Source organism: Streptomyces sp. NBC_00016 (genome assembly GCF_045040885.1).
In the GTDB taxonomy this organism is placed as follows: Bacteria; Actinomycetota; Actinomycetes; order Streptomycetales; family Streptomycetaceae; genus Streptomyces; species Streptomyces coriariae.
Window position 1 is genome coordinate 9,376,978 of the sequence record NZ_CP108304.1, and the last position, 13,748, is coordinate 9,390,725.

A 13,748-nucleotide genomic window follows, 5' to 3' on the forward strand; every position below is an offset into this window, starting at 1 on the left:
CGAAGTTCCGGAACGGCGGCAGACGAAAGGGCGGCACATCCGGAACTCCCCGGTGGCGGTGTGTCTTTCGCCCGACCGCCCGCTCACCCTACTGGCCAAAATCCACCCAAGGGATATTCGGAACTTATCAGTACAGATGTGCGACTCCTGTGGGTCTCCCCTCGCGCCTCGCGCCCGCGCATGGCGTCGTTCCGCACGGGCGTGGACATCCTGGCCGACGGGGAAGTGGTCGCCGGGGTGCACGGCGCGACCGGGGGCGGCCGGCCGGGTGCGCGCCGTGACCGCCCTCAGCCGGCCGTCCGCAGCAGCAGCTTCCCCGTCGATGTGCGCCCGCCCATCAGCCGGTGCGCCTCGGCCGCGTCCTCCAGCGGGAACTCCGCGGTGACCGGGAGGCTCACCGTGCCGTCGGAGACCGTACGGAAGGCGCGCTCGGCGAGGGCGCGCAGTGCCTCGGGCGCGGACCGGGCGAGCCCCAGGATGGAGAAGCCGCCGACCGAACGGCCCTGCGCGTACAGCTCGGGCTGCCCGACGTGCCACGGTTCGGCGCCACTCGCGTTCCCGAAGGACACCAGGCGTCCGAAGACGGCGAGCGCGTCGAGACCGCGGTGCAGGGTGTCGCCGCCCACCGGGTCGAGCACCAGGTCGACCCCCCTGTCGCCGGTGGCGCGGCGGACCTCGTCGGCGAAGGTGTCACCGACGAACACCTCGTCGTAGCCGTGCTTGAGCGCGTGTTCGGCCTTCGCCGCGGACGACACCACGCCGTACACGGCGCCGGCGCCCGCCGCCCGGGCCAGCTGACCGGCCACCGTGCCGATGCCGCCGGCCGCGCCCTGCACCAGCACCGTCTCCCCGGCCCGCAGCCGCCCGACCTCGTGGAGCAGGGCGTACGCGGTGGGCACCACGGTGGGCAAGGTGGCGGCGGTACGCAGGTCCAGGCCCTCGGGGAGCGGGAAGACGGTGACGGCGTCGGCGACGACCACCTCGGCGTAGGCGCCACCGTCGACCAGCGCGGCGACCTCCTGCCCGGCCCGCAGCCCCTGAACGCCGTCGCCCACGGCCCGGACCCGCCCGGACACTTCCAGGCCGGGCCGGAACGGCAGCGACCGCACCCGGTATCCCTCGGCGCGCGCCTTGAGATCGGCGAAGTTCACGCCGACGTAGGCGGCGTCGATGGAGACCTGGCCCGGCCCGGGTTCGGGGGTCTCGGCCCGGACGACCCGCAGCACCTCGGGGGCGCCGTACTCCCGGAACTCGACTGCGCGCATGACGGATCACCGCACCCTTCGATGAGTGTTCAACGAGAAGCGAACACTGGGACTGTAAGATATCCGTCGAACACTCGGCAACCCGCCGGGACGCTCCGTGAGGTGTCCCGTCGGGGCATGCGTGGAGACGGGAGGGGCATGTCGAACGAGGCTGCGGGCGGTGGTCACCGTGCGGCGCCGGTGCACACGGATCCCCGGGAGGTGTCCGTGCTGACAGCGCTGTCGGCGGTCTCCGACCCGGTGCGCATCAAGCTGATCCGCGACCTGGCGGGCTCCGCCGACTGGACGCGTAGCTGCGGCAGCTTCGACGTGCCCGTCGGCAAGGCCGCGCTCAGTCACCACTTCTCGGTCCTGCGCGGCGCCGGCCTGGTCGAACAGCGCGACGAGGGCCCGAAGCGGGTCAACCGACTGCGCCGCGAGGAGTTCGAGGAGCGCTTTCCCGGGCTGCTCGCCCTGCTGCTGCGTGACGACGGGGTCGTAGCCGCCGACTGATCGGCGGGCCCCACGCGCCGAGGCCTGCCGTCTGGCCGCCTCCCGTCCGCGAGGCGGCGCGCTGACGCTGATGGGCTGATGGGCTGATGGGCTGATGGGTCGATGGGGCGGCGATGTGCCGATGCGGCGGCGATGTGCCGATGTCCTTTTGGTTCGATATGTCGATGCGCTGAGCCGGTGAGAGTCGGCCAACCTCGGGTCAGGGGCGGGTGCTTCAGCCGCTTCGACGGTCACTTCGGCGGATCGGCGGACCGGCGGAATGAGTGGCGGCCTCGCTGCGGCCGCCCGTTCGATACGGCGTACCGTACGATGACTCGTATGCCCCGTCACTCCCCTTCGCTGGACCGCGCGACGCCGGACCGTATCGCCGAGACCGCCCTGTTCCTGATCGACGAGGGCGGCCCGGAGGCACTGACGTTCCGGGCGCTGGCCACCCGCCTGGAGATCTCCCTCGCCTCCCTTCAGCGTCGCTGCACCGACCTGGCCGGCCTGCTGGACCTGTGCACCGATCACCTGGCCGCCCGGCTGCCGGAGGTCGACCCCGACGCCGACTGGGCGGCTGCCACCGGGACCCGCTTCACCGCGCTGTACCGACTGCTGGCGACCCGTCCGGGACTGCTCGCCCTGCGCGGGGCGCGGCCCTGGCTCGGCCCGAACCTGCTGGCCCGCCTGGTGGAGCCGCAGCTCGCCCACAGTCTTGCGGCCGGCATGACCACCGAGGAGGCGATCGTCGCGTACCGGCGCATGTACCTGCTCACCCTCGGCAGCGCGAGCTTCGTCGACCACCGGGACCCGAAGTCCGCCCAAGCGGCGACCCGCACCGCGCTGGCCGCGCTCGACCCCGGTGAATTCCCGGCGCTGACCGGCAACCTGACCGCGATCGTCTCCGCCGTGACCGACCACGAGGTCTACCACGGTGCCCTGGACCAGCTCATCCGTGCGGCGGACCCGCGCCGGTCCGCCCCGTGACACCCCGTTCCCCGGCACCGGGCGCCGCCCCTGCCGCGTCGAGCCGTCAACGCAAAGCGAGGACTTCCGCCATGAGCACCACTGCCCCCGCCACCGCCCCCGTCGCGCGCGTCTTCAGCAGCGACAACGCCGCCGGCGCCTCCCCGGAGATCATCGAGGCCGTGGCCCGGGCGGCCTCGGGCCAGGCCATGCCCTACGGCGCCGACGAGAGCACGGCCGCGGTCCGGCGTCGTCTGAGCGACCTCTTCGAGCGTGAGGTCGATGTGCTGCCGGTCTCCACGGGGTCCGCCGCGAACGCGCTGAGTCTGGCCGCGTTGACGCCGCCCTGGGGGAGTGTCCTGTGCCACCGTGACAGCCACATCAACAACGACGAATGCGGGGCGCCCGAGTTCTACACGGCGGGCGCCAAGCTCGTGCCGCTCGGCGGTGACGACGCCAAGATCGACCCCGGTGAACTGCGCGCGGCCGCACGGCACAAGGCAGGGGACGTGCACAGCGTCGAGCCCTCGGTGGTGAGCGTCACCCAGGCCACGGAGACCGGAGCGGTCTACACCCTCGACGAGATCCGCACCCTCGGTTCGGTCGCCGGGGAGGCGGGGCTGCGGCTGCACATGGACGGCGCCCGGTTCGCCGGAGCCGTCGCCTCACTCGGCTGTACCCCGGCCGAGCTGACCTGGCGGGCGGGCGTCGACCTGCTGTCCTTCGGGGCCACCAAGAACGGCACGATGACCGCCGACGCGATCGTCGTCTTCGACCGTTCCCTCACCGCCGAACTGTCTTTCCGGGCCAAGCGCGCCGGTCAGCTCGCGTCCAAGATGCGCTTCCACGCCGCCCAGCTCGACGCCTACCTCACCGACGACCTGTGGCTGCGCAACGCGACCCACGCGGGCACCATGGCCGTCCGACTCCAGGAGGGTCTGAAAGCGATACCCCAGGTCGGCCTGCTCGGCACCGCCGACGCCAACATCGTCTTCTGCCGTCTGCCCCGACAGGTCACCGAGGGGCTCCTGGCCGACGGCTACGCCTTCTACCACGACCGCTGGGCGCCGGGCGTCGTCCGCTTCGTCACCTCCTTCGCCACCGCGCCGGAGGACGTCGACCACCTTCTCCGGGCCGTCGAGCGCCACGTCGTCTGACCGGCCGAAGTCGCGGGACGGCGGCACCGAGAACCCGGATCACGGGCCCCCGAGCCGGGGGATTCGATAAGGTGTTCCATTTATGGGGGATGACAGGTTAGGGTCATTCCGAACGATCTTGCACGGAGGTGCCCCGGATGGAGAACACCGCGTCCGCCCGCCGGGGGCGTCCCCCGGGGCCCCGGACCGCCGAAGGAGAGCTGACGAACCGCCAGTCGGCCATCGTCCGCTACATCACGGAGTCGGTCGAACGGCAGGGCTACCCGCCGTCCATGCGGGAGATCGGCCAGGCCGTGGAACTCGCCAGCACGTCCTCGGTCGCTCATCAGCTCATGGCCCTCGAACGCAAGGGCGTGCTCTACCGGGATCCGCAACGTCCCCGCGCCTACCGGGTCCGGCCCTCCTGGGCGCCCGACCTCGGCGGCAGGAGCGAGACGCGGGTGGATGTGCCGCTCGTCGGGCGGATCGCCGCCGGCGCCCCGCTGCTCGCCGAGGAGATGGTCGAGGACGTCTACGCCCTGCCCCGCCAAGTCGTGGGCGACGGCGACCTGTTCGCCCTGACGGTCTCCGGCGACTCCATGATCGACGCGGCGATCTGCGACGGCGACATCGTGACCGTACGGCGCCAGGACAGCGCCGATCACGGGGACGTCGTCGCCGCGCTCCTGGGCGACGAGGCCACCGTCAAGGTGCTGCGCCGACAGGACGGGCAGGTGTGGCTCATGCCCCGCAACCCGGCCTACGCGCCGATCCGCGGCGACGAGGCGCAGATCCTCGGCAAGGTCGTCGGCGTCCTGCGCGTGCTCTAGGCGGGCGCGCCACCCGCGCGCGGACCGCACGGGTGGCTTCGCGCCGTCGGGCGGCCTGGTCAGCAACTCTTGAGGTACTCCGTGTCGCCCGCGTACCGCTGCCAGGCCGTCGGCGACAGTCCCGCGTCGGCCAGTCGGGCGCAGGCCCGGCGGGGCAGGTCGTGGCGGGCGGACAGCACGGGGGACAGGTCCCACAGGTCGACCTGCGTGATGGTCTGAGAAGCCAGCGTCCGGCCGTCGGGGAGAAACGCCATCGCCAAAGGCATCGGCAGTCGGTTGTGCAGGGCCGGGCCCATCCTGCGGGGCTGGCTCGGGTCGGTCAGGTCCCAGAGCAGCACCGTCCCGATTCCGATGCCCGCCGCCAGTACGGAGCGGTCGGGAGACACGGCGACCGACCCCACCGGACCGTCCTGGACCGCGGTGAGGTGCGACAGGCGGCTGGGGCTGCGCACGTCCGACACGTCCCACAGGGACAGGGCCGCGGTGCTGTGACCGACCACGAGCAGCTTGCCGTCGGCGGAGAGGGTGAACGACGAGCGCTCGCTGCCGATCTGGCCGAGGTTCGTGGTGCTGATCTTCGTGGGGTGCCCGGAGCCGGTCGGCACCTTCCAGAACACCGCCTTGCCGTCCGTGCCCACGGTGAGCAGCGTGTGTGTCGACTGAGCGAAGGACACCAGGCGGAGACCGCTGGGATGTGTCAACTCCGCCCGGCGGAAGGCTCGTTCCGGATGACTCGTGTCCCAGAGGATGACCTTGCCGTTGAAGTCACCCGTCGCCAGCAGGGATCCGTCGGGCGACCAGCCGTAGGCCTGGGGCACGCCTTTGTGGCCCCGCAGCGGGCTGCCCTGTGGCCGCGTCTTGCCGCCGTCCGTCCTCCGGAGCACGACATCCGTCAGCCGCTCGCCGCCTGCGGTGGCCAGCAGATCCCCCTCGGGGGAGAGCGCGGAACCCAGCGCTGCCTGTCGCCACTCGTCCGGCAGGCCGGGCCCGGGGTTGACGACCGATTCCAGAGACCGGGCGCGGTCGGGCCGCCCGACGTCCCACAGGAGGGTCTTGCCGTCGGTGGCGCTGCTCGCCAGGAGGGTTCCTCCGGCGGTGAGTTTCCCTGTGGTGGAGCCGGTGGCGTGACCTGCCAGCGGGGTGCCGAGCCGGCGCGGTCGCTCCCGGTCGGCCGTGTTCCACAACAGGACCCTGCCGTCGATGCCGCCGGTGGCCAGAAGGTGGTGGGAGACGTCGGCGGCCATGGCGTTCACCGTGGCACCGTGGACGAGCGGCATGTCCGTGCGCTGGAACGGCAGGGTGTCGAGCCGCACGAGCTGCACGCGGCCGTCGTCGCCGCCGCAGGCCAGTAAGCCGTCACCGATGAACGCCACCCTTCGCACCGGACTGTAGAGGCCGACATAGACGGAGGACGAGGTGTCCTGCAGTTCCTTCGGATGGCGCGGGTCCTGGATGTCCCACACGGAGATGTGTGCGGAGAGGGTGCCGAGAACCAATGTGCGATGGTCGGCCGACAGGGCCACGGAGGTGACACGGTTCAACTCGTCGGGGAGCGGCAGGGGGGCGCCGAGTTCGTGGAAGGCGGCGCCGGCCGTGTCCCACAACCGGACGGAGTTCCTTCCGTCACTGGTGATCAGAAGATTGCCGTCGGCGGACAGGGCAAGACGGTCGGCCTTGTCCGACGGGTCGCCACCGTGTTTGATCCTGACCGTCGGCTTGGCTGTGGCGGTTCCGCCGGGATCGATGTGGACGTCCAGGACGTAGCTGTTGCGGTAGTTGGCCAACGCGAGCCGGTGGCCGTCGCCCGACCATACGGCGGAGGTGATGGGCGCGCTGGACACCGTCGCCGAGCCGATTCTCACCGGGGCGGCGCCACGAGCGGTACTCCAGAGTGCCAAATCCTTCGAGTCCCCGACCGCCAGCACCTTGCTGTCCGGACGCCAGGCGAGCGCACCGACCGCGCTCGCATCGACCTTGCTTTCGGACTTCCCGATGTACGTGGGCCGTTCCGGGCGGGAGATGTCCCAGAACCGCACGGACCCGTCGGCGCCCCCCGCCGCCAGCATGCGAGCGTCGGGGGAGAGGGCGAGTGAGGTCGGTTCGGTGCCGAGGCCGTCGAGGGTGGCGAGGTGACTGGAGGTCGTCAGCGTTTCGAGCAGACTCGTCCGCGTCGCCGGCTCGGCCGCGTCCAGCTTGTAGGCCGCCAACCCCAACTGGAGGGCGAGCCGGGGGTCGCTGACGCGGAGCGCCTCGGCGTTTCCCACCAGGTTGCGGGCGGTGGTCCTGCGGGCTTGTGCAGCGGCTTGGCGGGCCTGTGCCGCGGCCTGCTCCGACGAGGCTCTGCGCTGCCACAGGAACAGTCCCGACGCGATCACGGCCAGGGTGAGTACACAGGCCAACGAGACCTTGATCCGCCGTGCCCTGCGGGCCACGGCACGCCTTCGCGCCTGACTCGTGGCGACGAAGTCGGCGATGCCGTCGGGCAGTCCACGCTGCTTCGACCATACGAGCCCCGCGGCGAGATCGGTCCCGTCCAACAGGTCACCCGGGTCGGGGGCGTCGGACTTGCCGGTGCCTTGTCGCCCCGACCCGGCGAAGCGCGCCTGGCGCTCGGCCGTGCGGTGCAGCCAGGACTGGAACTCCTGGTCCGCGGCCACCCAGTCGCGCAGTGTGCCCCAGTCGCGGATCAGGGCGTCGTGGACGAGTTCGGCGGTCGCCGGGGCCTGACCGCCGCCGGCGCGAGGTGCCACCCGGGTCGTGATGATCCGCCGCTTGAGCAGGAGGCCCAGCACCACGTCGAAGTCCTGGCCGACCCGCTCACCGGACTCCTGGTCGACCCTCTCGACCTTCTCGTGCTTCTCGTCCTTCTCGTCCTTTTCTTCGACCTCCCGGCCGTCCGCCGCCGGATCCGCTGCCAGGGCGCGCAGATGGTCCAGGGACACCTGACGGCGGGTGGCGGGAATCGCGTGGACGTCGTCGGCGGGGCGTACCAGCGCCGTCAGGATCCGCTCCGCGATGAGCCGGAGTTCGGGCGCGAGCCCCCGGAGCGCGTGGTCGCACCACGCCGTGAGACTCCCGGCGACCCCGCCGAGCCGCTGGTACGCGTCGTGGGTGAGTCGGCCGTCGCGGCGGTCCTCCCACAGCCGGCTCAGCGTCAGCTGGAGAGCCGGCAGCAGTGTCGCCGATGCCTTCCGGTCGGCGGCGGCAGCCGGGTCGGCCGCCAGCACGTCCGAGATGATCCTTTCCGGCAGACCCTCTTCCAGGTGCGCACCCGCGACCCGTGCCGGCTCGGCGATGACGTCTCGCAGTTCCGGGATGTCCAGGGTGGTACGCACCGGGAACAGGCCCGGTGTCACGGCCTTCAGCAGATCCGGGGCCGAGGAGGCCAGCCGGGCGAAGTAGTCGTCCCGCATGACCAGGATCAGACTGACGGCGCTGTCCGAATCGATCACCGCGACAAGCTGCCGGGCGATGTCCGCCAGGACCTCGTCCGGCGTCGCCGTACCGGAAGCCGTACCGGAAGCCGTGCCGGTGAAGAGCTCCTCGAACTGATCGATGACGACGAGCAGACGGCGTGTCGTCGGTTCTCCGGCCAGCCGGCGTTCCACCGCCGAGGCGATGTCCTCGGTGGCGGCACCGGTCAGTCCGGCCGCTTCCAGCTCGCCCGTCAGATCCTGCCCCGGCCGGGCCGTCACGGCCAGCCACCGGCTGCTGCCGGGCACCCTGCCCTCGGCCAGGGCGGGGAGCAGGCCGGCCCGGACGAGGGACGACTTGCCCGCACCCGAGGGGCCGAGCAGCAGCATGACCCGCCGCTGCCTCTCCAGCACGGCCAGAGCCTCCTCCACGACGGCTTCCCGGCCGTGGAAGTACCTGGCGTGCTCCTCGGTGAACGGCTCGAGCCCCCGATAGGGACTGACCCGGCTCTCGGACAGCAGGGGCCAGGCCTCCCGCAGAGTCCGGGTGGGCGTGGCGTAGGCGACGTCCAGGCCTCTGAGGAAGGGGTCCTGGGGCGTGATCGCCGTGGTCATCCCGATGACCAGGCCCGTCGTCTCGTCCACGACCGGGGCGCCGCTGAAGCCCGACGTGAGGTCGTTGGCGTCGGTCAGTTGCATCAGCGCGGGTGTGTCGCCGCCGGCCGGGATCAGATCACCGGCCGTGCAGAAGCCGTAGCGGCCGCTGTCGGGCGAGTGGGCCGGAAACCCGAACGAACGTACCCGATGACCGCGACACCCCTCGGCGGATCCGAGGGCCAGCGGCACGGAGCCCGCCGGCGGTTCTTCCAGCCGCAGGACGGCGATGTCCTCGGCGTCGGGCGTCCGCCAGCCCTCCACCTGCACGCGGGCCGCGGTCCGCGGTGCGCCCGGGAGGTGGGGGAACTCGAGGTCTATTCGGGCACCGGGACCACCGCCGGCGGCGCGGACCACGTGGGCACAGGTGAGGACGAGGTCGTGAGCGACGAGGAATCCCGTCCCCGCCGTGCTGTCGCCCGCGGCCCGCACCCGGGCGATCGAGTGGGTGATCGAGGCGGTTCCGGTTCCGGCGTCCGCCCCGGCGGGAGGGATCGGGGTGCCGTGGGGATGTGTCATGTCGTGGCCCCCACCCCTACCGCGAGGTCCCGTTGTCGCTCCAGGCGGCTCTCACCTTCATGTGCACCGCGCCCGTCCCCTTGGTGATGACGGCTCCCGCCTCGGCGGACAGGGTCACGCCGAACTCCACCTCGATCTCGTCGGGACCGGCCCGCCTCAACTGGTCCAGCACCGCTCGTGCGGCATCGCCCACCGGTGTCAGAGACTGTTGCAGTGTCTGGGGCAGCTCCCTCACGGCGTCCCCGAACCGGCCGACCTTGACGGGACCGTCGTGTTCCGCCGCGGCCTCGAACTGGATGACGCCCCCGCCTTCCAGCGGAACCCTGACCACGCTGTGCATGTAGCTCCCCCCATGTCCGGCACCTTTCGTGGTGACCGGATGGGCGCCGACGCTACTGGGCCCGGACCTCGCGGACCCTGCGGATCGAGGTGAGGGGTGCCGCTGTTCATACGGAACGGTGAGCGTTCATACGCATGTTCATACGGATCGGCGAGCGCGAGGCATGCGAATCGTCGGAGACGCCGTCCAGCGCGTGGTGTCCACGCGGGACGGCGCCCTACAGCCCGGCGACCTTCGCGCTCGCCGACAGCTCGTAGACGAGGGTGACGGTGCGTCGGCCGCCGGGTGGCAGGGCCAGGCTCCAGCAGGCGATGCCATCGGCGTCGACCGTGTCGGGGGCGGGAGAGCAGGCCTCCTTGCGCAGCCGTACCTCCACCGCCGAGACCTCGGAGACCGGGATCCGTTCGCGCAGGACGATGACCCGTTCGCCGTGTTCGCCGGGGGAGGAGAACCGGGACACGTGGAGCGTGACGGTGCGGGTGACCACGGTCCGCTGGGTGAGCGTGGCGGTGTCCCGGGTCTCCTCGGTGTGCCGGACGACCCGATGGTCGTCGCGGCTGCCGTAGGCAAGTTCGACGGGGGCGTGCGGAGCGGTGAAGTCCAGGGTGCCGCGGCCGGTGAATCCGCTGCCGCGGATCAGGTCGACGGGTCCGGCGAGCAGTGCGTGGCCGGACCGGTTGTCGAACCGCGCCACCTGCGTGACCAGCGGGGACAGCTCGGGTGTGCAGGCGTACTCGATGCTCGCGGTCGTGGCGAAGGAGGACAGCGGCACACGGTGGGCGCGGCCGTCCGCGGGCACGGAGACCGGCGCGGGGGAGTTCAGCACCCGCACCTCGTCGCCGTCGTCCACTCCCGGCAGCCCGAGCACCGGTACCGGACCGAGGTCCGCGATCTCCTCCTCGCGCAGCTCGACGTCGACGGAGCGGCGCTCTGCGGAGGTCCGGTCCTGGAGCGTCAGGCGGTCCTCGTCCAGCCGGGGTGGCTCGGTGGACTGTGCGGAGCGTGCCGTCGACAGCGTCAGCCGTACGTCGGACCAGTCCTCGCCGGTGCGCTGCCAGACCATCGCGTCGGTCTCCAGCGTGAGGGACTCGCCGTCGAGTACCGCCCGGTAGGCGGGCCGCCACAGCGCACACGGGGTGAGGTGGCTGACGCGCAGGTCGGCCGGTCCGGCGGCCGTGGCCTCCAGGGTCAGTTCGATGTGCCCGACCAGTTCGGCGGGTTGCTCCTCGGAGAGTTCCATGACCCGCCGGGCCTCGGCGAGTTCGGCGCCGAGTCCTGCCAGTCGGGCGTCCACGGTGCGCAGTTGCTCGCCGTAGGAGTCGCGTTCCTCGTCCACCCGGTCCAGTTCGCGGGTCCAGCGGAGCCCTTCGGATTCTCCGGAGCCGGCGCCTTCGCCGATCTCCCGCAGCAGATCGGCGGCGAGACGGCCCAGCGCGTCGACGCGGGCGTGCAGCCGGTCGCGCCGACGCCCGAGGGCGAGCAGCTCCTCCTCGAGCGTGTGCACGCGGTGGCGCAGGGCGGAGTCGCCGTCGGCGGGCCGCGGCCCGCGCGGCGTCCAGTCGCGGACGATCCGCACGTCGAGCACGGTCGCCGGGTGTTCGGCGGTCAGCTCGGCGTGGAGCGTACGGTCGACGGCCAGCGCGCTGACCGGCCCGAGGCGCAGCCGGTGGACTCCCGCCTCCAGGTCGAGCACGGTGGTGCGCTCGACGTGGGCGCGGTCCTCCAGACAGGTGACGGCGGTGACGGGGAGGGGGATCGGCTGCGGTGCCATGGACATGGGGTGTGTCAGCTCCTGCGGTTGCCGCCGGCCAGCGTCTTGGCGGACGCGATACGGATCTCGTAGCCGCCGTCGAGGGCGGTGGTGGTGCCGGCGGGCAGGTCCACCCGCCAGACGCGGGTGCCGGGTGCGTGCCGCTCCGGGCCCGCGCCGTCCCGGGGCGCCGTCCAGTCGGCCCGTTCCTCGATCCGGATGTCCGCGTCGGAGGTGACCGGGACCCGCTCGCGGACCTCGACCGTGACGGGCTCGCCGAGCTGGTTGGCCAGCTCCACGTGGACGCGGTGGTCGAGCACCGTGGTGCTGCTGCGCAGCCCCGAGGTCGACTCGTGCAGGTTCGTACGGCGGGTGACCCGGACGCCCTGGGCCGGACCGAGCCCCACCCGGCACTCGCCGCCCGGGGCGAGCGTGGGCAGGGCGGTGGTGAGCAGGAAATCGTCACCGGCGGTGACCTCCACCGGGCCGGCCAGCAGTGCCTGGTCGGTGGAGTTGGAGAGCACCAGCGTCGCGTAGACGGTCTGTTCCACGGACGGCACGCAGAGGTACTCGGTGCGCAGACCGACCGGGATCTCGCCGACGGTGACGGTGTGCCAGGTGCCGTCCGAGGGAATGTCGGCGCGGGCCACGGCGTCGAAGCGGTGGTCGAAGGAGCCGGCCGATTCGCGGGGCCGCACCGCATGTCCGGGGAGCGGCAGTGCCGTCACCGCCTCGGCACGGCGGCGGTGCTCGGCCGCCACCGGGTCGAAGGGGGAGTCCGCAAACAGCAGGCCCCGGCGACCGGCCTGCTCGGCCGGGCCGCACAACACGAGGGCGGTGTAGTCGAGTTCGGCGCCGCTCGGCCGGGGCGGACCGGCCGCCGGCGCGGCAGGCTGCGGTGGTGGAGCGCCGCCAGGGGCCGCGGGTGCCAGGGGTGGTGCTGCCGCCCGGGCGGGGGCAGCCGGGGGAGCCATGGCGGCGGCCGCCGCGAGGGGCATGCTGCGGGCTCGCGGCCTGCCGCCCGGTCGCGACGGGACAGGCTGCGAGGACTCGTTCGACCCGCCGCCGACGGGCTGGGGGTATGCGCTGCCTGCGCTGCCCGGCGCAGGGGGCGGTGCGCCGTAGGCAGGCGGGGCCGCGGCGAGTGACTCGCCGTACCCCTGCGGTGCCGGCGGCATCGGCGCAACCGGACCGGGCGCGGAGCCGGCCGCCGCGGCCACGGCGAGGGAGCCGCCCCCGGGAGTGAGGGGCCCGGTCGGCCGAAGGGGTGCCACGTCGTACCCGGCGAACAGGTCGGCCAGGCCCGTCGGAGGCTCACGCCAGCCCGACGGCAGAGGCGCGGGCTGACGGCGTCCGATCCGCAGTGAGCGGAGCCTGGGCAGGTCGGTACGGCGCCGTAGGTCGGCGGTGGCCAGGGCGATGCGCACACCGGTCCAGTCCTCGCCGGTGCGCTGGGCGACCGAGGCGCGGAGCACCAGACGGCCGCTGCTGTCGTCCTGACGGTAGGTGAGACGGTAGGTCGGCACCCAGACCGCGCCCGGTACGCCGTACTCCAGCTCCACTTCCGCGTCACCGGTGCCGTCGAGGGTCAGAACCGCCGAGACGGTGGTCTCCACATGAGCCGCCGGTGCGTCGGTGGAGGCGCGGGCGAGCCGGTCGGCGGCGACGGAGAGCGCGTGATCGGCCTGGCCCAGCGCCTCCTCCAGCTCGACGAGGCGGGTGTGCAGCCCGGCCAGCCGCTCGTCGACGAACTCGGCGAGCTCCAGCCACGCGTCGACCGGGGTGCGGCGGTGCGGGTCATCGCGCCTGCGGGCCGGCGGGACCGGCCGCAGCCCCTTGACCTCCTCGATCAGCCGCAGTTGCCGGTCCAGACGACCCTGTGCCGCCGCGCGCTCGTCGAGCAGCCGCTCCACCTCACGCCGCAGGGATTCGGGGGCGGGCGCGGCGAGCGGCTCGGCCTCGACCTCCACCCGTGCCTCGGTGACGCGTACGCCGGTGGCGCTGGTGACCCGGGCCCGCAGGGACCCGGGGTCCAGTGAGCGGGGCAGTCCCCCCACCCGCACCCGGCCGTCCGGCGGCACGCTGCCCGAGGCCAGGCGGCGGCAGACCGCGCCCTGGGCGTAGACCACCACCGAATCGAGGGTCGATCCCCACCGCTGTGTCGTCCGAGCTGTCATGTGCCTCGCCCCCCGGCCGTGTCCGTGCTGAGCGAAGCCTACGCGGAGCGGCGACGGACCTGGTCGAACGGGCTGGAATACCGCCGTCTCACAGCGTGGCGAACGCCCGGCAGGACGCGTGCGTCTCGCCCTTGAGCGGCCGAACGGCCCGCCGCCGAGGGGCCGTTCGGTGCGGGCAGGTGGGCAGGTGGGACGGTGGGCAGGTGGGACGGTGGGTGGAAGAA

General features: G+C 72.7%; 9 protein-coding genes. 4 read left to right on the top strand and 5 right to left on the bottom strand.

The genetic code is table 11. The features are described 5' to 3' along the window. Positions 1–287 precede the first annotated feature (287 nt). Entirely contained in the window at positions 288–1,265 is a 978-nt protein-coding gene (locus OG933_RS41450) for a zinc-binding alcohol dehydrogenase family protein (RefSeq protein WP_405632367.1), read from the bottom strand. 138 nt (positions 1,266–1,403) lie between these two features. Here OG933_RS41450 and OG933_RS41455 point away from each other — a divergent pair, with 138 nt between their 5' ends. The 4 genes from OG933_RS41455 (at position 1,404) to lexA (ending at position 4,671) form a co-directional block, all read left to right on the top strand. Then, the gene (locus tag OG933_RS41455) at positions 1,404–1,757 is read left to right on the top strand and encodes a transcriptional regulator (RefSeq protein WP_362526660.1); all 354 of its coding nucleotides are present in this window, start codon (positions 1,404–1,406) and stop codon (positions 1,755–1,757) included. Positions 1,758–2,075: 318 nt separating this feature from the next. After that, positions 2,076–2,726: a TetR/AcrR family transcriptional regulator C-terminal domain-containing protein gene (locus OG933_RS41460; RefSeq protein WP_362526663.1), complete on the top strand. Its 651-nt coding sequence runs from the start codon at positions 2,076–2,078 to the stop codon at positions 2,724–2,726. A gap of 71 nt (positions 2,727–2,797) precedes the next feature. Next, positions 2,798–3,862 (top strand): threonine aldolase family protein, encoded by a 1,065-nt coding sequence (locus tag OG933_RS41465; protein WP_405632371.1) that lies wholly within the window; start codon positions 2,798–2,800, stop codon positions 3,860–3,862. A 137-nt stretch (positions 3,863–3,999) separates the two neighbouring features. Beyond that, positions 4,000–4,671, top strand: a complete 672-nt coding sequence (gene lexA, locus OG933_RS41470; protein WP_020127222.1) for a transcriptional repressor LexA — start codon at positions 4,000–4,002, stop codon at positions 4,669–4,671. A 59-nt stretch (positions 4,672–4,730) separates the two neighbouring features. Here lexA and OG933_RS41475 read toward each other — a convergent pair whose 3' ends face one another. From OG933_RS41475 to OG933_RS41490, 4 genes are all read right to left on the bottom strand, one after another. Then, a complete protein-coding gene (locus tag OG933_RS41475) occupies positions 4,731–9,257 on the bottom strand; it encodes a trypsin-like peptidase domain-containing protein (protein ID WP_405632374.1) in 4,527 nt (1,508 codons plus the stop codon). A 16-nt stretch (positions 9,258–9,273) separates the two neighbouring features. After that, positions 9,274–9,597 carry a CU044_2847 family protein gene (locus OG933_RS41480; protein ID WP_362526672.1) on the bottom strand — a complete coding sequence of 108 codons (324 nt, stop codon included), beginning with the start codon at positions 9,595–9,597 and terminating at the stop codon, positions 9,274–9,276. 217 nt (positions 9,598–9,814) lie between these two features. Next, positions 9,815–11,374 (bottom strand): mucoidy inhibitor MuiA family protein, encoded by a 1,560-nt coding sequence (locus OG933_RS41485; protein WP_405632375.1) that lies wholly within the window; start codon positions 11,372–11,374, stop codon positions 9,815–9,817. Between the two features lie 8 nt (positions 11,375–11,382). After that, positions 11,383–13,524: a DUF4139 domain-containing protein gene (locus OG933_RS41490; protein WP_405632378.1), complete on the bottom strand. Its 2,142-nt coding sequence runs from the start codon at positions 13,522–13,524 to the stop codon at positions 11,383–11,385. Positions 13,525–13,748: the final 224 nt, after the last annotated feature.

Excerpts from the sequence above, each read along its gene's own strand:
- OG933_RS41475 (WP_405632374.1), bottom strand. The coding sequence starts at position 9,257 with ATGACACATCCCCACGGCACCCCGATCCCTCCCGCCGGGGCGGACGCC.
- OG933_RS41480 (WP_362526672.1), bottom strand. The coding sequence starts at position 9,597 with ATGCACAGCGTGGTCAGGGTTCCGCTGGAAGGCGGGGGCGTCATCCAG.
- OG933_RS41465 (WP_405632371.1), top strand. The coding sequence starts at position 2,798 with ATGAGCACCACTGCCCCCGCCACCGCCCCCGTCGCGCGCGTCTTCAGC.
- OG933_RS41450 (WP_405632367.1), bottom strand. The coding sequence starts at position 1,265 with ATGCGCGCAGTCGAGTTCCGGGAGTACGGCGCCCCCGAGGTGCTGCGG.
- OG933_RS41490 (WP_405632378.1), bottom strand. The coding sequence starts at position 13,524 with ATGACAGCTCGGACGACACAGCGGTGGGGATCGACCCTCGATTCGGTG.
- OG933_RS41485 (WP_405632375.1), bottom strand. The coding sequence starts at position 11,374 with ATGTCCATGGCACCGCAGCCGATCCCCCTCCCCGTCACCGCCGTCACC.
- OG933_RS41460 (WP_362526663.1), top strand. The coding sequence starts at position 2,076 with ATGCCCCGTCACTCCCCTTCGCTGGACCGCGCGACGCCGGACCGTATC.
- OG933_RS41455 (WP_362526660.1), top strand. The coding sequence starts at position 1,404 with ATGTCGAACGAGGCTGCGGGCGGTGGTCACCGTGCGGCGCCGGTGCAC.
- lexA (WP_020127222.1), top strand. The coding sequence starts at position 4,000 with ATGGAGAACACCGCGTCCGCCCGCCGGGGGCGTCCCCCGGGGCCCCGG.